The sequence below is a fragment of the Bradyrhizobium sp. Kon58 genome, assembly GCF_055807455.1.
This window is the reverse complement of record NZ_JBVVOT010000019.1, coordinates 82,870-98,926: the sequence shown is the minus strand read 5'-3', so window position 1 is coordinate 98,926 and position 16,057 is coordinate 82,870. Positions and strand designations below refer to the sequence as shown.

At 62.1% G+C, this 16,057-nt stretch carries 25 protein-coding genes; 13 read left to right on the top strand and 12 right to left on the bottom strand.

The features are described from left to right. Window position 1 precedes the first annotated feature (1 nt). Window positions 2-1,069, top strand: coding sequence for a UDP-glucuronic acid decarboxylase family protein (locus tag AC0L20_RS26890; protein WP_473293744.1), 1,068 nt, complete (start codon window positions 2-4; stop codon window positions 1,067-1,069). Between the two features lie 34 nt (window positions 1,070-1,103). Here AC0L20_RS26890 and AC0L20_RS26885 read toward each other — a convergent pair whose 3' ends face one another. Both AC0L20_RS26885 and AC0L20_RS26880 read right to left on the bottom strand, forming a co-directional pair. Then, window positions 1,104-1,364 carry a hypothetical protein gene (locus AC0L20_RS26885; RefSeq protein ID WP_473293743.1) on the bottom strand — a complete coding sequence of 87 codons (261 nt, stop codon included), beginning with the start codon at window positions 1,362-1,364 and terminating at the stop codon, window positions 1,104-1,106. A gap of 88 nt (window positions 1,365-1,452) precedes the next feature. Continuing rightward, window positions 1,453-1,950, bottom strand: coding sequence for a ferritin-like domain-containing protein (locus tag AC0L20_RS26880; RefSeq protein WP_026234016.1), 498 nt, complete (start codon window positions 1,948-1,950; stop codon window positions 1,453-1,455). Between the two features lie 228 nt (window positions 1,951-2,178). Here AC0L20_RS26880 and AC0L20_RS26875 point away from each other — a divergent pair, with 228 nt between their 5' ends. From AC0L20_RS26875 to AC0L20_RS26860, 4 genes are all read left to right on the top strand, one after another. Further along, a complete protein-coding gene (locus tag AC0L20_RS26875; protein ID WP_473293742.1) occupies window positions 2,179-2,766 on the top strand; it encodes a NuoB/complex I 20 kDa subunit family protein in 588 nt (195 codons plus the stop codon). A gap of 28 nt (window positions 2,767-2,794) precedes the next feature. Then, window positions 2,795-3,664 (top strand): MBL fold metallo-hydrolase, encoded by an 870-nt coding sequence (locus tag AC0L20_RS26870; RefSeq protein ID WP_473293741.1) that lies wholly within the window; start codon window positions 2,795-2,797, stop codon window positions 3,662-3,664. A 73-nt stretch (window positions 3,665-3,737) separates the two neighbouring features. After that, window positions 3,738-4,076 (top strand): hypothetical protein, encoded by a 339-nt coding sequence (locus tag AC0L20_RS26865; RefSeq protein ID WP_473293740.1) that lies wholly within the window; start codon window positions 3,738-3,740, stop codon window positions 4,074-4,076. A 204-nt stretch (window positions 4,077-4,280) separates the two neighbouring features. Then, entirely contained in the window at window positions 4,281-5,168 is an 888-nt protein-coding gene (locus AC0L20_RS26860; protein WP_027566451.1) for a manganese catalase family protein, read from the top strand. A gap of 53 nt (window positions 5,169-5,221) precedes the next feature. Here the strand turns inward: AC0L20_RS26860 and AC0L20_RS26855 are convergent, their stop codons facing one another. Beyond that, window positions 5,222-5,458 carry a hypothetical protein gene (locus AC0L20_RS26855; RefSeq protein ID WP_473293739.1) on the bottom strand — a complete coding sequence of 79 codons (237 nt, stop codon included), beginning with the start codon at window positions 5,456-5,458 and terminating at the stop codon, window positions 5,222-5,224. A gap of 26 nt (window positions 5,459-5,484) precedes the next feature. Further along, window positions 5,485-6,681, bottom strand: coding sequence for an NADH-quinone oxidoreductase subunit D (locus AC0L20_RS26850; RefSeq protein WP_473293737.1), 1,197 nt, complete (start codon window positions 6,679-6,681; stop codon window positions 5,485-5,487). Window positions 6,682-6,843: 162 nt separating this feature from the next. Here AC0L20_RS26850 and AC0L20_RS26845 point away from each other — a divergent pair, with 162 nt between their 5' ends. Further along, on the top strand, window positions 6,844-7,080 hold the full coding sequence (locus tag AC0L20_RS26845) for a DUF3551 domain-containing protein (RefSeq protein ID WP_473293736.1): 237 nt from the start codon (window positions 6,844-6,846) through the stop codon (window positions 7,078-7,080). A gap of 68 nt (window positions 7,081-7,148) precedes the next feature. After that, window positions 7,149-8,123: a patatin-like phospholipase family protein gene (locus AC0L20_RS26840; RefSeq protein WP_473293735.1), complete on the top strand. Its 975-nt coding sequence runs from the start codon at window positions 7,149-7,151 to the stop codon at window positions 8,121-8,123. Window positions 8,124-8,150: 27 nt separating this feature from the next. On the opposite strand, the gene AC0L20_RS26835 is transcribed toward AC0L20_RS26840, so the two are convergent. The 5 genes from AC0L20_RS26835 to AC0L20_RS26815 form a co-directional block, all read right to left on the bottom strand. Then, window positions 8,151-9,011 carry an SIR2 family NAD-dependent protein deacylase gene (locus AC0L20_RS26835; RefSeq protein WP_473293734.1) on the bottom strand — a complete coding sequence of 287 codons (861 nt, stop codon included), beginning with the start codon at window positions 9,009-9,011 and terminating at the stop codon, window positions 8,151-8,153. Further along, complete coding sequence (locus tag AC0L20_RS26830; protein WP_473293733.1) at window positions 9,012-9,491, bottom strand: NUDIX hydrolase; 480 nt, start codon at window positions 9,489-9,491, stop codon at window positions 9,012-9,014. It abuts the gene before it with no gap. 76 nt (window positions 9,492-9,567) lie between these two features. Then, a complete protein-coding gene (locus AC0L20_RS26825) occupies window positions 9,568-10,353 on the bottom strand; it encodes a succinate dehydrogenase iron-sulfur subunit (protein WP_473293732.1) in 786 nt (261 codons plus the stop codon). 37 nt (window positions 10,354-10,390) lie between these two features. After that, entirely contained in the window at window positions 10,391-10,555 is a 165-nt protein-coding gene (locus AC0L20_RS26820; protein ID WP_473293731.1) for a hypothetical protein, read from the bottom strand. Next, the gene (locus AC0L20_RS26815; protein ID WP_473293730.1) at window positions 10,527-11,036 is read right to left on the bottom strand and encodes a DUF2243 domain-containing protein; all 510 of its coding nucleotides are present in this window, start codon (window positions 11,034-11,036) and stop codon (window positions 10,527-10,529) included. Before AC0L20_RS26815 ends, AC0L20_RS26820 begins: the two co-directional genes overlap by 29 nt. A 228-nt stretch (window positions 11,037-11,264) precedes the next feature. Between AC0L20_RS26815 and AC0L20_RS26810 the strand changes: the two genes are divergently transcribed. Next, window positions 11,265-11,744 carry a DUF4142 domain-containing protein gene (locus AC0L20_RS26810; RefSeq protein WP_473293729.1) on the top strand — a complete coding sequence of 160 codons (480 nt, stop codon included), beginning with the start codon at window positions 11,265-11,267 and terminating at the stop codon, window positions 11,742-11,744. Window positions 11,745-11,831: 87 nt separating this feature from the next. Further along, window positions 11,832-12,047 carry a hypothetical protein gene (locus AC0L20_RS26805; protein ID WP_249806685.1) on the top strand — a complete coding sequence of 72 codons (216 nt, stop codon included), beginning with the start codon at window positions 11,832-11,834 and terminating at the stop codon, window positions 12,045-12,047. Between the two features lie 788 nt (window positions 12,048-12,835). Here AC0L20_RS26805 and AC0L20_RS26800 read toward each other — a convergent pair. Then, entirely contained in the window at window positions 12,836-13,009 is a 174-nt protein-coding gene (locus AC0L20_RS26800) for a hypothetical protein (protein WP_473293728.1), read from the bottom strand. Between the two features lie 149 nt (window positions 13,010-13,158). Here AC0L20_RS26800 and AC0L20_RS26795 point away from each other — a divergent pair, with 149 nt between their 5' ends. Together AC0L20_RS26795 and AC0L20_RS26790 are read left to right on the top strand one after the other, a co-directional pair. Next, window positions 13,159-13,728, top strand: a complete 570-nt coding sequence (locus AC0L20_RS26795) for a DUF1236 domain-containing protein (protein ID WP_473293727.1) — start codon at window positions 13,159-13,161, stop codon at window positions 13,726-13,728. A gap of 41 nt (window positions 13,729-13,769) precedes the next feature. After that, on the top strand, window positions 13,770-13,958 hold the full coding sequence (locus tag AC0L20_RS26790; RefSeq protein WP_473293726.1) for a hypothetical protein: 189 nt from the start codon (window positions 13,770-13,772) through the stop codon (window positions 13,956-13,958). 20 nt (window positions 13,959-13,978) lie between these two features. Here AC0L20_RS26790 and AC0L20_RS26785 read toward each other — a convergent pair whose 3' ends face one another. Together AC0L20_RS26785 and AC0L20_RS26780 are read right to left on the bottom strand one after the other, a co-directional pair. Then, window positions 13,979-14,446 (bottom strand): metallophosphoesterase family protein, encoded by a 468-nt coding sequence (locus AC0L20_RS26785; protein WP_473293725.1) that lies wholly within the window; start codon window positions 14,444-14,446, stop codon window positions 13,979-13,981. A 14-nt stretch (window positions 14,447-14,460) separates the two neighbouring features. Further along, entirely contained in the window at window positions 14,461-14,679 is a 219-nt protein-coding gene (locus AC0L20_RS26780) for a DUF6894 family protein (protein WP_247289215.1), read from the bottom strand. Between the two features lie 131 nt (window positions 14,680-14,810). Here AC0L20_RS26780 and AC0L20_RS26775 point away from each other — a divergent pair, with 131 nt between their 5' ends. Both AC0L20_RS26775 and coxB read left to right on the top strand, forming a co-directional pair. Further along, window positions 14,811-14,933: a hypothetical protein gene (locus tag AC0L20_RS26775; RefSeq protein WP_473293724.1), complete on the top strand. Its 123-nt coding sequence runs from the start codon at window positions 14,811-14,813 to the stop codon at window positions 14,931-14,933. Between the two features lie 149 nt (window positions 14,934-15,082). Beyond that, a complete protein-coding gene (gene coxB, locus AC0L20_RS26770) occupies window positions 15,083-16,057 on the top strand; it encodes a cytochrome c oxidase subunit II (RefSeq protein ID WP_473293723.1) in 975 nt (324 codons plus the stop codon).

Below are 16,057 nucleotides of genomic sequence, written 5' to 3'. Positions count from 1 at the left end.
AATGACAGTTCAGACCCGCATCAACGCGTCCCGCCGCTCCCCCACCGTTCTGGTGGCCGGCGGCGCCGGCTTCATCGGATCCCACCTTTGCGACGCGCTTTTGCAGCGCGGCCACACCGTGATCTGCCTCGACAACCTGTTTACGGGAACGACCGACAACATCCGGCCGCTGCTCAATCACCCGAATTTTCGCTTCATCGAACACGACGTGCGCGATCCCGTCGAGATCGAGGGCGAGATCGACCGGATCTACAGCCTCGCCTGCCCGGCGTCGCCCCGTCATTATCAGAAAGATCCGGTCGGCACGATGAAGACGTGCGTGCTCGGCACCATCAACATGTTGGAGCTCGCGCAGCGGAAAGGCGCCCGGGTGCTGCAGGCATCGACCAGCGAGGTCTACGGCGATCCGGAGGTCCATCCCCAGCCGGAAACCTATCTCGGCAACGTCAATCCGATCGGGCCGCGGGCCTGCTACGACGAGGGCAAGCGGGCCGCGGAAACGCTGATGTTCGATTACCATCGGATGTACGGCGTCGAAATCAAGGTCGCGCGCATCTTCAACACCTACGGACCCCGGATGCTGGAGAACGACGGGCGCGTGGTCTCCAACTTCATCGTGCAGGCCTTGCGCGGAGAGCCGATCACGATCTATGGAGGTGGCACGCAGACCAGGAGCTTCTGCTTCGTCGACGATCTCGTGCGCGGCCTCCAGCTGCTCATGGAGAGTCCATCGTCGGTCACCGGACCCTGCAACTTGGGTAATCCGCACGAGGTTACCATCGAGGCGATCGCGCGCGACGTGCTGGCGTATACGGAATCAGCCTCCCCGCTCCGGTTCGAGGAGCTGCCGAAAGACGATCCGAAGCGCCGCAAGCCCGTCATCGACAAGGCCGTGAAGGCGCTGGGGTGGCGGCCGCGCGTGGCGCTCAAGGATGGCCTTCGGGCGACGATCGCCTATTTCGCCATGCGGATGGCCGGGGAAGCGCCGGCACTCGTTCCGGCTGTTGCACCGCGCAGGGGCGGACGTACCGGGGCGCGCGGACAGCTGACGATCGCCGATCGGCAGTAAACGGCAGAAAGAGCCCACGAACCCGCGTGAGCTCTCAGGCCCGCGAAGCAGCCGCGCCACGGGCCGGCTTGCAGAAGTTCTCGAGATGGTACTGGTATTCGGAGATCGCGCGATTGGCCATCCGGATCCGGTTTTCCCGGCCTTCCTCGACCATCATGGTGATGCGCTGGGCCAGAAATACGCACGCGTCGAACTCATCGTGGATCGCCCCGCTGCGGGCGAGAAAGTCCCATGCGATCTCATAGGCCTGTTCGGCAGCAGGACTGCGGTAGTCGCTGAAAATGATGTGCGCCATGACACCAAAACGCGGAGAGATGGTTTGAGAAGGCAGGCGGACCCAGCGGCCGAAGCCGCCGGTCTCGCCGTGGTGGCGTGACGTACGATCAGGCTGCCTGGCGCTGATGCGCCAGATATTCCATTGTCACCTTCTCGACGTTTGAGTCGATCCAGGCGGCCATGCGCTGCTCCTCCTTCAGCGATGTCTCGAGCGGCTCCTTGGCCTCCGCGAACCCAGCGGCGCCACAGAGGGCGAGCAGAGACTTGTAGGCCGCGATCTCGAAATTCTCGAAGGCATTGTTGGCGAACGTGTTCTTCAGGATCTCGTCGCCGGCAACCGAGTGTGCCATGGCTTGCATGTTCGCCATCATGGATTGCGTCGTATCCTTGAGGCTGGAGGTACTCTCCCCGCAGGCTTCCAGGCATCTCTCCAGCCGCTTCAGCTGCTCGTTGGTCTCCTGAAGGTGGGCGGCGACCTTGGCTTTGACCTCGGGATATTCGTCCAGTCGTTCCGACTGACGTTCCATCAACTCTCGCGCTTGCACTTCCATCGCATGCGCATTGCGTAATCCAACCACGAATGTATCGCGGGCTGCGTTCGTCATCTCATGTTCTCCATTTCACGGGCCATGTTGCCGCCAACCGCAGTTTCGGTGGATCGTTCCTAGGGATGATGAGTGACGCGAACGCTGGGTTCCGGCCGCCGGACCCGAGGCTAACCTGCGATAACAGAACACAAATCGCCCTAAAGCCGCAGGAACGCTGCATGCGAATGACTGTTCTCGGCAACGTGTGGTCGCATCGGCAAACGGCCGCAGCGCTCAGGGAAAAGAATGACAAACAGTTCTCCGCACGCCAGCAACCCAGGCCCTTCGCTTGGCAGGCCCGGATTTGGCCGGCCGGGCGAGGGACGGCCGGACAACACGTCCGATCCGTTCTTCACGAGCATCCGCGACGATCTTGCAGACAAGGGCTTCTTCACGGCGACCGCGGAGGAGCTGATCACCTGGGCCCGAACCGGATCGTTGATGTGGATGACGTTCGGGCTCGCCTGCTGCGCGGTCGAGATGATGCAGATGTCGATGCCGCGCTATGACGCCGAACGCTTCGGCTTCGCCCCGCGCGCATCGCCACGCCAATCCGACGTGATCATCGTCGCCGGCACGCTCACCAACAAGATGGCGCCGGCGTTTCGCAAGATTTACGACCAGATGCCCGAGCCGCGCTACGTAATCTCGATGGGGTCGTGCGCCAACGGCGGTGGTTACTACCACTATTCGTATTCGGTCGTGCGCGGCTGCGATCGCGTCGTGCCTGTCGACATCTACGTGCCCGGCTGCCCGCCGACCGCGGAAGCGCTGCTGTACGGCGTGATGCTGCTTCAGAAGAAGATCCGGCGCATGGGCACGATCGAGCGCTAGTGAGCTGACCAACCGGACCCGAATGAACATGACGCAGATATCGCTTCCCTCTTCCGCCGACGCGGAGCACCCGCAATCCGACCTCGACCGCAATGACAATACGCGACAGATCGTCGCTGACGTCGCCTATCGTCAGCTTGCGATCGTCAACGTCATCTTCGTCGGTTTCGAGAACGCCGGTGACGGCAATTGGGTGCTGGTGGACGCCGGCATTCCCGGATCGGCTGGCGCCATCCGCTCCGCCGCGAAAGCTAGATTTGGAGGAAACGGCCGGCCCGCCTGCATCATCATGACGCATGGGCATTTCGATCACGTCGGTGCGCTCGAAACGCTGGCGAGTGAATGGGAGGTGCCGGTTTATGCCCATGCGGCCGAGCATCCCTATCTTGATGGAAGCCAATCCTATCCGTCGGCCGATCCCAGCGTCGGTGGCGGGCTGCTCGCTCGGCTCTCTCCGCTATTTCCGACAAAGCCGGTGAACGTCGCATCGCGCCTCTATGATCTGCCCTTTGATCACAGTGTGCCCTTCATGCCGGAATGGCAGTGGATCCATACGCCTGGCCATACCCCCGGGCATATCTCGCTCTGGCGCGAACGCGATCGCGTGCTGATCGCCGGCGACGCCTTCATCACGACGCGCCAGGAATCCGTTTACGCGGCGGTGACGCAAACGCCGGAGATGCACGGGCCCCCGATGTATTTCACCCCCGATTGGGAAAGCGCCGAGAGATCGGTGCGCGCACTTGCCGCGCTCGCTCCGGAGATCGTCGTCACCGGGCACGGCGCGGCCATGCAGGGGCCGCATATGCGCGTGGCTCTCGATGCTCTCGCCCAACGATTCGACGAAGTTGCCGTGCCTTCGCAATACCGACGCGGAGTCGTCGATGACAGAGCTTGATCAGGCTGCACGGCTAGGAACGGTCAATGCTTCACATGATTGGTCCGACATCGAAACCTCAAGGAGAAGAAAGATGCGTAAGACGATCCTGACGATCTTCATGGCCACGATGCTTGCAGGCGCTTCAGTCGGCGCAGCGTTCGCGCAAGGTGCTGGCGGCGGCGCTGGGGGTGGCGCAGGCGGCGCCGGCGGTGGCGCTGGTGGCGGCGCTGGCGCGGGCGCTGGTGCCGGCGGCGCAGGCGGCGGTGCTGGAGCTGGCGCTGGCGGTGCGGGAGCCGGCTCAGGCGGAGCCGGCGGCTCCGGTGGCGGCGGCATCACCCATGTCGAACGGGGCGGACAAGGTGCCTCCAGTCCTTCCGGCATGCGCAACGAGACGACCCCACCGTCCAACGGCACCATGCCGCGCCGCTAACGGCTCGCGGTTCGCAATTTTCTTAAAGCGCGCTCCTTGCTGTTGCGCGCATGAGAGCGGCTCCGGCGAGATCCTCTCCTCGCCGGGGCCGCATCGCGTTCACGTCGCAATTTAAAGGTTTTCAAAGCAGTCGCTAGAAACTTCATAGGAACGCAACCCGGCAGCACTCATTGCGCAATAGCGTGAACATAAAAGGAGCTGCGCATGTACTACTTCGACAAACGACTGCAATATCCGGTCAGGGTCGAGAAGCCCGATCCGATCTTCGCCCGCCAACTGCAGCAAGCCATCGGCGGCGTCGAAGGCGAGATCCGCGTCTGCCTTCAATATTTCTTCCAGGCCTGGGGCGCGCGGGGGCCGGCCAAATATCGCGACGTCCTGCTCAATACCGCGACCGAAGAGATCAGCCACATCGAGATGCTCGCGACCGCGGTCGCATTGAACCTGGAGAATGCGCCGGCAACGATGCAGGAGACCAGCCTGCAAGCCAACCCGGTCGTCGGCGCGGTGATGAACGGCGGCGAACGGCCGCGGCATGTGATCGAGGGCATGCTGCACCGGCATCTGCTCTCGACCGGCATGGCTGCCTTCCCTGCCAATTGCGACGGCGTCCCCTTCGATTGTTCGCATGTCTATGCCAGCGGAAATCTGGCCGCCGACATGTATTGCAACGTCGCGGCCGAATCCACCGGCCGGACCCTCGCCGTGCGTCTCTTCAACTCCACGAGCGATCCCGGCATGCAGGACATGCTGAGCTATCTGATTGCGCGCGATACCATGCATCAACAGCAATGGCTCGCGGTGATCGAGGAGATGGGCGCGGACGCCGCCCTGCCGATTCCGAACAGCTTCGACCGCAGCAAGGAGGCGACCGAGTTCAGTTACATGTTCATGGGCACCGAACGCAACGCGGCGCCGCTGCAGCCGGGGCGCTACTGCGAAGGCCCTTCGCTCGACGGCCAGGGGTCGTTCAGCTTCCGCGCCGGGTTCGAGCCTTTGGGCGAGGAGCCTGTGCTTGGACCGGCCCGGCCCGATAGCGGCGCACAGGTCGAGCAAATGAACGAGCCGCCGGTGACGAACGCGCTGGCCTGATTCTCGTGCAACGGCCGGGGTCGTCCGATGAAAGGGGCGGCCCTGGCCGACGTCTAGCGACGCCGGGCCACCAGAACGCCCAACAGAAACGCCGCAAAGACCGCTTGCAGCGGCGCTGCTCTGGTTATATTCCGCAGTTCGTCGGCCAATTGCGCCGAGGGCGCTTGGGAAGGCGTATCAAGTCCTGTTCTTGTATCGCCGTGCGGCGCGTGCGAGCCGTTCTGCGCGGTGATCTGATCGTCCACAAGGCCCGACGCTTCGGTCATCGCGGAGCTTTCCCTGATATCCATCCTGATCCTCCAATGCGGTTTTCCTGTCAGCGATCGACCTCGCCGAAGACAATATCCAGCGACCCGAGGATCGCCGAAACGTCTGCCAGCAAATGCCCTTTGCATAGAAAGTCCATCGCTTGCAGGTGGGCGAAGCCCGGCGACCTGATCTTGCACTTGTAGGGACGGTTCGTCCCGTCCGAGATGAGGAACACACCGAACTCTCCCTTCGGAGCCTCCACGGCGACATAGACCTCGCCGGCGGGAACGTGGAAGCCCTCGGTGTATAGCTTGAAGTGGTGAATCAGCGCCTCCATGGAACGCTTCATCTCGCCACGTCGCGGCGGCGCGACCTTGTTGTCCTGCACGAGCACCGGGCCCTGCCCGTCGGCAGACTTCAGCTTCTCGATGCACTGCTTCATGATGCGCACCGATTGCCGCATCTCTTCCATGCGAATGAGATAGCGGTCGTAGCAGTCGCCGTTTCGTCCGACGGGAATGTCGAAGTCCATCTCGGCATAGCAGTCGTAGGGCTGTGCCTTTCGCAAGTCCCAGGCCGCGCCCGATCCCCGCACCATCACGCCGGAGAAGCCCCACGCCCATGCCTGATCGAGTGTCACCCGGCCTATATCAACGTTTCGTGCCTTGAAGATGCGGTTGAGCGAGAGCAGCCGATCCAGGTCGTCGACGACGCGCAGGAACGGATCGCACCAGGCCTCGATATCGTCGATCAGTTTCGGTGGAAGGTCCTGGTGCACGCCGCCGGGACGATAATAGTTGGCATGCATCCGACTGCCGGACGCACGCTCGTAGAACACCATGAGCTTCTCGCGTTCCTCGAAGCCCCAAAGAGGTGGCGTCAAGGCCCCGACGTCCATCGCCTGCGTCGTGACGTTCAGAAGATGAGACAGGATGCGGCTGATCTCGTGATAGAGCACCCTGATCAGCTGCCCTCGCCGCGGAACTTCAAGCCCGATCAGTTTCTCGATCGCTAGGCAAAACGCGTGCTCCTGCGTCAGGGGAGCGACATAGTCGAGCCGGTCGAAATAAGGGATCGCCTGAAGATAGGTCTTGGCCTCGATCAGCTTTTCGGTGCCCCGATGCAAAAGACCAATATGCGGATCGACGCGTGCGACGATTTCGCCATCCAGTTCGAGCACGAGCCTCAGCACGCCATGGGCGGCGGGGTGCTGGGGGCCGAAGTTGATGGTGAAATTTCTAAGGCTGGGGGATTGGTCAGGCATACGACTTCCGATCGAGGACATCCGTCACCTTAGTCGCGATCGACATCGAACGGCTTCACACAGGTTAACGATTTGCGCCGAACCGGAGAAAAGGAGCCGTGACCGTTGCGCTTTGGAACACCGCTTCACGAGCGACGTTCACTGTTGAAATTGGAGATTTTCATGAAACATCGATTGCTCCTGGCTGCGGCCTCACTCGCGCTCATGGCGGGCATCGGCTCCCCAACGGCGGCCGTCGCACAAGACCGCTACTGCCTTCAGGGCCGCGTTTGGGGCTATCCGGGCAACTGCCAGTTCGCCAGTTACGCTCAATGTATGGCGACTGCATCGGGAACGAACGCCTATTGCGGCGTCAATCCGCGCTATGCCTATGCACGGCGATATAGGGGATATCGGTGACCGGCCCAGGTTGCGGCTGATAACCGAGCTCCTTTCTGACCGATCCTGCCGCTAAGCCGAGCGACCCCATGGCAACAGAGCAACCGCTCACGGCCGTCGTGTTCGCTGGCGGTCTCGGTCTTGGCGCGTACCACGGCGGCGCATTCGAGGCCCTCACTTCTTTCTCGCCGCATATCGACTGGGTCACCGGCTCGTCCGCGGGCGCGATCACGGCCGCATTGATCGCCGGATCTCCAATCGCCGACCGCCTCTCGAGTTTGCGCAGCTACTGGCATGCTTCCGCAGCGCCCGCCGCCACAAAGGGCGCCAGCCGCCATCTGTCCGCCTGGCTGAGCTCAATCAACACGCGCCTGCTTGGCCACGCCGGCTTTTTTCATCCCCGTCTCCCTCTAACGTCATTCCCGTTCACCGGTCTGTATGATCTCGGCCCGACGCGCGAGCGCCTTCAGCGGCTGGTCGATTTCGGGCGCCTGAACAACGGCGAGCTGCGCATCTCTATCTGCGCTACAGACCTCGAAAGCGGCGATGCCATTCTGTTCGACTCGTCATCGGAACGGATCGAAATGGATCACATCCTGGCCAGTTGCGGATTTCTCCCCGAATTCGCTCCGGTACAGGTCGCCGGAAGATGGCTCGGCGATGGCGGGTTCTCGCTCAACGCGCCGTTCGATCCGGTCCTCGAAGCTGCAGCCTCGCTTCGCCTTTACGTCGTCGACCTCTATGCGCGGGACGGCAGCGTCCCTGACGGCCTCGAGGCCGCGGCTGAGCGCAAGAGCGATCTCACCTTCGGCAATCAGACCTTTCAGCGTCTTCGCCACGCCCTCGAAGCCCGCCAGCGTCGCGCCGAGCTACAGGGGCTCGATCGCAACGACAGGATCTATCTCCTGAGCTACCGGCCGGGCCGCGAGGAAGCCGGACCTGAGAAATCGTTCGATCTGTCGGAAGCCGCCATGGCGCAACGTTGGCGCGCGGGCTTTTTGGACATGCAGCATGCCGCATCCCTGGCGCCCGGGGACGGGATATGCAAGGTGCGGCGAGGCTAGCAGCGTTTCAGCGCGCCGGGGACCGCTTTAGGTCTCTCGCTCGATACGCTGCTGGATGTCCAGCAAAAACCGGCTGACACCATCATCCGGGCTGACGCCATCGGGCGGCGCGATGGTGGTGATGCCCCAGTTCGCCAATACGGCCTCTTGCACCGGATTGCGCTGCGTGACGAAAGCGAAGGACCTCGGCCGGTCCTGGCGGTGCCCGGATTCGTCCCAACTCTGCCAAATGCGGTGCAGCAGGAGCCGAATGTTGGGATCTGACATGCTGTATCCAATGAAAAGCAACGTGCTTCCCAAAGCATCGGCGCGAAACCGGATATCGAGTGGCGAGTCGAACGCGAGCCGGTTGAGGAAGTCGGTCTCGGTCAAGACGAGCGAGGCATCGTCGTCGAAATCGCCATGGAATTTGATGATGTGCGTGACGCCGGAACGGGCGCTTGCAATGTCCTTTGCGTTGCTGATCTTGGCATAGGGCTTTTCCAGGACCTCGAAGGCCGTCTCGAGGTTGCGGTCGTAGTTCGTAGTGTAAATGGTCGGAAAATCGAGCTCCACGATCAGCCGGTGGAGCCGTGAGGCAGCGATCCTGTCGGGGTCGACGCGCCAGTTGCGGTCGAGCCAGCTGCGGAGCGGGCCAATTCCGCCGCGCTTCAGCCGGTAGTACTCCGCCAGCATCTGGTAGCCACCGTGCATTCCATCGATCGCGTTGCGCTCAAGACCAAGGTCATCCAGCAGATGGTCGATCAGAGACTGCCAGGACGGCAGGCCAACAGCCATCGAGACGCCGGCGCCGACGAACAGGATGGCGCAGCGCCGCTTGATCGCAGCGGCCAGGACCTCCTGAGGCGGTCGCTCCTCGAATGCGAGTCCAGTCGGCTGCTGGTTCATCTACCTTGAATAGCTGGACGAGACGCGGGTTCCTGGAGCCATGCGATCGCTCAGTGGTGCGGAGGCGGTCTTCTCCGTCTGCGCGGCGAAGCGGGCGATCAGACGCCGAAGCTGCGCCTTGTGCACCAGACGGCCCGCCGTCTTCGGCGAGACCCAGATTGCTTCGCGCTCGCCCTTTTCCGGCCACCAGCGCTCCTGCCCGTGGACCCTCATGGGAAAGACGGCGACGTCCATGGTCCGCTTGCGATCACCCTTCCGTTTGCGATGCTTGAATGACCCGAGGGCGCGCTTTGCGGTGACGCCGACAAGACCGGCCTCCTCGTAAGCCTCGAGCGCAGCCGTACGATGCGGCTCCGTCTTGCGCATCGGCGATCCCTTCGGGACACTCCACCTGCCCTTGCGCCTGGTCGTGATCAGCATCACGCGCAATTCGGAATTGTTCAGCGTGAACGGCAACGCGGCGAATTGTTTCTTGCCCATCAGGCGCCTCCAGTTTGGTCGATAAGCCAACGCCGCAGCCATCGTTCCTTTCTGCGGACAAGTGTGCGCACGAGGATCAGAACTTCCGTTCGACCATCTTGAGGCGCAATCCGGAAATGGCTTCGCCCGGATTCAAGCCCTTGGGACACGCCTTCGCGCAGTTGAGGATGGTGTGACAGCGATAAATCCTGAAGGGGTCTTCGAGCTTGTCGAGGCGCTCGCCCGTCGCTTCGTCGCGGCTGTCATTGACCCAGCGGGCCGCCTGGATCAGCGCCGCCGGGCCGAGGAAACGCTCGGAATTCCACCAGTAGCTTGGACAAGATGTCGAGCAGCAGGCACAGAGGATGCATTCGTAGAGCCCGTCGAGCTTCGCCCGGTCCTCATGGCTCTGCCGCCATTCCTTCTGCGGCGTGGGCGACACGGTTTGCAGCCAAGGCTCGATCAATGCGAGCTGTGCGTAGAAATTCGTCAGGTCGGGAACGAGGTCCTTGACCACCGGCTGATGCGGCAAGGGCAACACGCGCAACGGCTCGCCTTGAGTTACGTCCTCGCTCATGGACTTGGTGCAGGCGAGCGTGTTCTGGCCGGCGATATTCATTGAGCAGGAGCCGCACACGCCTTCGCGGCAGGACCGCCGGAATGTCAGCGTGGAGTCGATGTTGTTCTTGATCCAGATCAGACCATCCAGCACCATGGGCCCGCAATCGCTCATATCGACGAAGTAGATGTCGAGCCGGGGATTGCGTCCGTCGTCGGGATTCCAGCGATAGACCTGGAATTCTCGCAACGATTTGCTGTCCGGCTTGGGCCAGACCCTTCCCTTTTCGACGCGGGAGTGTTTCGGAAGCCTGAACTCGACCATGGTACCTCCGGGCGGACATGAGGCGTTGATAACCGCATCAGTTGGGATTGAAGCAACGTAGTTGCAGGAGATCGTCCAGCGACACACCAAACAGCACGATGCGAAAAGCCGGTGCTATCGCCAGCAACAGCAGCAATATAAAAATGGCATAGACCAGAGCTGGCGGAGTCTCTCTAGCGAGCCTGTAGACTGCTTTCCGCATGTCCCCTCCCCTGCGTACCCGCGCGTGACATGGCGGCGCCGATGACCAACATGGCCGCACCCCATAGCAGGAAGCCGATGTCCCAGAAGATGCGCTGTTCGTCGGGGACCGTCTCATTCACCCGATGCAGCTTGAAGATCTCATGGTCCACCACGCCTTCAACCAGATTGAAGATGCCCCAACCGAGCAGGACCGCGCCGAGGCACCGGCTGCCCGACAAGTGAATGTCGGACCTGCGCGCCCGTTGCCACAGCACATACAGGCCGAGGAGCACAAGAACATAGGCTGCGCTATGAAAGATGCCGTCCCAGGTCGTGTTGAGCTTGACGTTGTCGATGGAGTTGAGCGGGTACCAGCCGCTTAACATATGATGCCATTGCAGCAGCTGATGAAACACGATGCCATCGAAAAATCCGCCCAGACCAAGCCCGAGAAGGACGCCCGCGGAAATCGGGAAGCTGGATGAATCGCTGTCTTGCATGAATTGACTCGTGCGCCGGTCGGCATCTGGATCATGGACAAACCGTCCTCAGTGCTGCCGTTCCTATGATCATGGCGCACTTGCCGTGCCAATAACCTGCGTTAATCCGCCGGCGCATGCCACGATGCCGATGACGTCAGGTGGAGCATCGCTCGGCTGCTTACGGCGACGATAGGAACGTTCGAAACGGCCGCAGCGTCTTGTGAATCCAACATTGGAGATTCCATCATGCTGAGAAGATCGTTTTTACTTGCATTGGGCGGCCTCGGACTATCGACCTACGCTGCGCAATCCAAACCAGTCCCACAGCGGGATTTTCGAACGGCCGACCTCATGGGTGGGGCGTTTGCGATGCAGACGAGTCAGCTCGCCCTGACGCGGACCGGCAATCCCGACATCGTCAATTTCGCCAATGCGGAGATCGCCGAGCAGGTCCAGGTCGCGGGCGCGCTCGGAGCAGCGCCGGGATCGGCGCCGCTGCGGCCGGATCATGCCGCCCTGCTTCAGCGCCTTCAGGCCACACCATCGGGTCCCTTCGACCGGATGTATGTGCAGGGACAGATCCGCGGACACCGCGAATTGCTCGCGCTCAACAGTTCGTATCTGCGATCCGGTGGCAACCCCGGCGAACAGCAGGTCGCGCAGATGTCGCTGCCGATTATTCAGCGCCACCTGGCGATCCTGAGCAACCTCAGGGAAGTCGGCTAGAGCTTCACCCAGGGACAAGGAGCGGCGGTGGCCGCGTGTGTCGACCCCCGTCAAAGTCTTCGATGATCCAAATCGCGAGGAGCTGATATGGCGTATGCCCTGTTCAAGGACGACGAAAAACTGAGCCGGACGTTTCCAACCAAAGAGGAAACGCTGAAAAAGGCCGAAGACGCCGGTCTGGTCGAAAGCAGCGAGGGCAAGCCCAGGCTTGAGGACGATCTGAAGATCAAGCCCTGCTCGCCCGACCCCGAACCTCGAAGCGAGGACGACCTCGATTGGACGCCGGGGAACCCGACGTCCTGATCACCGATCTAGCAACCTTTGCAGATGCTCTTGATCTTCCGATCGACGTGGGAATCCTGAGAGTTCTCCGATCGTATTTCGGCGTCGCCCGGCATCGACGGACCGGGTGTCGCAGTTCCGTCGATCCGTCCGCTGCTAGTCCCTCCCGCGGGATTGCCGGCCCGCCCGACGGTGGTCGATCCTCGCGGGCCAGCACCGGTTGATTGGGCCGTTCCAGCGGTGTTCGTGCCGGTAGCCGTCGTGCCGCGCGAAGCCGCGGCCGCGTCGGCTGGATTACCCAGATTGGGCGATGCACCGCCTGTCTGGTTTGTAGCTCCAGCAGACCCGAGGCCTGCAGACCCAGGACCGGCAGACCCAACGCCTGCAGACCCAACCCCTGCAGACCCAAGGCTCGAGGCACCCCCGGTCGACCCGGGGCTTGTGGCACCGCCGGTGCCACCGCTCGTGCTGCTCGCGCTTGCTCCGCCCGATCCTCCCGAACCGCCGCCGCCGCCGCCACCCCCGCCACTCTGCGCCGAGGCTGCCCCTATCGACGCGCTCGCCAGGAAGGCGATCAGTATCAAGCTCGAAGTTGTCCTGGCCATTGCTCAGCTCCTCTCACGATCATTGTGCGTGTGATGTTGATCGCGCTCACCACCGCCTCCCGAGACGTGTGATTTGCGGTCGTTGGTGGGCGCTCCAGCCGCAGGGCGCTCATGCTCGCGACCTCCCTTTTCGGGGTGCTTGCGGTCCTGCCGCGAGGAGCCCGGACCACCGAAGCGTTCAGTGTCTGAGTTCTTGTGTGGCATTCATCGGTCCTGCTGGTAGCCTTGGTTTGTCGTGTTCTGCTTGATATTGCCGTGACGGCCCTGGGTGTCGAAGTTCTCGCGGCCGGGCACCTTTTCGTCCATCTCGATCCTCGGATCAGATCCGGGTCCCTTGTCGCTGCGCTGCTCCGGCGGGATGGGGGGCATTTTGGACATTGCATGCTCCTTGTTTCGATCTCGCGACCTCATGCGACGGCAATGAGATGCGGCGGCGGTCGTTCCTGATCGATGCTGATGCATGCCCGTAGGAACGAACGATTCCTGCCCGTGTTGACCCCGCAGTTCATACCGAAGGCTTTCAGTTCATGGTCAAGGATCTATCGCGTCAAACGGAGAAGGACGGCACCCGGAAGCTGATGATGGCGGGATCGGTAGTGGCCGCGGTTCTGTTTGTAGGTTTCATCGTCTGGTTCGCCGTCCCCCAGATGTTCGGGACAACGGACTATCTGGGCCGCCCCTCCACAGGAGCAGATAAAAGTGCCGCGGCCACGACGGTCGGCACTGGAGTTCCAACGCAACACGAAGCCGTCAGCAAAGCGGCCAAGGAAAACCCGGCTGGCAATGAAGATGCGACCGGCGCCCGTGCGCGGGATGTGAAACAGACCGCGCAGCCGGCAGGCCTCAACGATCAGCAACGCGAACAGCTCCGCGCCATCATCTCATCGGCGCACAGCCCGACGATGGATCGCCCGAATTTCGAGATGATGATCGGTACTTCCGTGCCGCGCCAGACCGAAGTGGCCGACCTGCCGCCCGAAGTCACCCAAGTGCTGAACGGTTTCTGGGGCGACCAATATCTGATCGCCGGAAAAGATCTCGTCATTGTCGATCAGCATTCGCGCCGCGTCGCCGCAATCATCGCTGGCGTACGCTGATCGCGTGCCGCCGCATCGATAAATCATAAAGAGGACAACTCATGCCGAAAGCAAAAGAACCTGAAACCGACCCGAGAGAGACCCCGGTCGACGATCCGCGACAGCAGACTGATTTGCCAACCCACCGGCAGACGGATCAGCCTTGGCAGGGAAATCCCGAGAAGGAGCAGATCGACCCAAAGCGTCCCCCGATTGATCTGGAGCGGTGGCAAAAATCGAATACCCATTAGCTGCCACGCACGTACCTCGTTCACGCGTCGAGCTCATGGATGGTGGGCCGCAGGTCGCCGCTCTCATCCAGATCCAGCGTTGCCAGCGTGATCGGCAGCTTGAAGCGCCTTGGACCGGCGCTCCCAGGATTCAGGAAAAGCACTCCGTTGATCGTGTTGACCTGCACCCGGTGCGAATGTCCTGATATCACCGCGTTCACGCCGGATGCTGCAGGGTCGAGGGCGAGCGCCTTGAGATCGTGCAGAAGGTAGAAGCAGCGAGCGCCGAGGTGCACTGTTTCGGTTTCGGGATAGCGCCTCGCCCAACTGCCCACGTCGACGTTTCCCCTGATGGCGGTGACGGGCGCTATTCGGCAAAGCCGCTCCAGAACCTCCGGCGCGCCGATATCACCGGCGTGGAGGATATGCGACACTCCAGCAAGGCAGCGTTCGGCCCCCGGCCTGAGAAGGCCGTGCGTATCCGAGATCACGCCGATCCTCAACGTCATGTCAGGCCAGGACTTCAGTGCAGGACATCCAGAGGTACCTTCCCGATTTCCTCGCCCTCCTGGTTCGTGACCAGGATGGAAAAATGACGATTCCGGAGTTCGGGACGCTCCGCAAGGAGCCTCTTCGCGATCTCCTCGGCAACATCCAGCGCCATGATGTCGTCGGGCAATTCAGCACCTCCCTCGTCTGCAACGGTCTTCGAATCGACCAGATCAAAATGATAGCGCGGCACGTGAACCCTCGAATTCGTCGCAGGAACGCGCGATCTGGAGCCTTCGTTCCGGCGCTCGCACGTCAACTCCCGGCATGTCTGCAGGAACCCTGAGGGTCATCGCGGCATTGCTGCACTTTTGGAGCCGACACATGCTCGGAGAGTTGCGCGTGCTTGCCCAGCCCGGCGCGATCATCGCCAGTCTTGCCGTCCTGTTACTGATGGCCGCTGGCGACGCAGCGATCGTGGTCGCCGTGAAGGGCTGGCCATTCTAGCCCGATGAACGATGTCGGACATGTCCTTGTTCGGCGAACCGATCCGATTAGCGCATAGGAACCTTTGTAGGCCTGACCGGTTCCGCCTGTGAGCGGAGTGCGACAAAACGTCAATGCAGGTCTGGGTACGAAGGGTTCTGATGTTGTGCATGACCTGGCCGCTTGCTGCGTGCGCGGGCCGTCAGTCGGCGCTCGACCCTCAGGGGCTGGAATCCGACCAGATTCGGCGCACGCTGTTCATCTTTCTCATTGTTGCGGCGATCGTCTGGACTGCTGTCGTCATCGTTCTAGGCGTGGGGCTGTTGCGCCGAAAGCGCGCAGCCGATCAGCCGCTGGACCTCCACCAGCCGTTCGAACAACGCTCCGGGCGCGTCATCCTCGCACTCGGGATTGCGACCACCGTCATCGTGCTCGGCCTCTCCCTGGTCAGCTATGCAGGTCAGCGCACCGTCTTTGCCAAGGATGAGAAAGCCCACACGCTCAAGATCATCGGCCATCAATGGTGGTGGGAGGTTCGCTATGAAGCCGACAGTCCGCACCAGAGTTTCGTGACGGCCAACGAGATCCGGATCCCGACCGGCCAGCCGGTGAAGGTCGAGCTGGAATCCGCCGACGTGATCCACAGCTTCTGGGTGCCCAGCCTGACCGGCAAGATGGACCTGATCCCCGGACAGAAGAACGAGCTGCAATTCACGGCGAAGAATGCCGGCGTGTATCGCGGACAATGCGCCGAGTTCTGCGGGATCCAGCACGCCCATATGGCATTCGCCGTGATCGCGATGTCGCCCGACGAGTTCGGCCGCTGGCGCGACCATGAAAACCAGAGCGCGAACAGCCCGGCGGATCAGCTCGGCAAGCAGGGCGAGGCTCTGTTCCGCGGTCGTGGGTGTGCCCTATGCCACAACATCAGCGGTACGCTGGCCGGCGGCCAACTCGGCCCGGACCTCACGCATATCGGCAGCCGCACGACGATCGCGGCGGGAACGCTGCCGAATACGCCTGCCACGCTCGGCGCCTGGATCGCCGATCCCCAGCACATCAAGCCCGGCAATCTCATGCCGAAGATGCCGCTGCAATCTGACGAGCTGATCGCGATCATTCATTATCTGGAGCAGCTCAAGTGA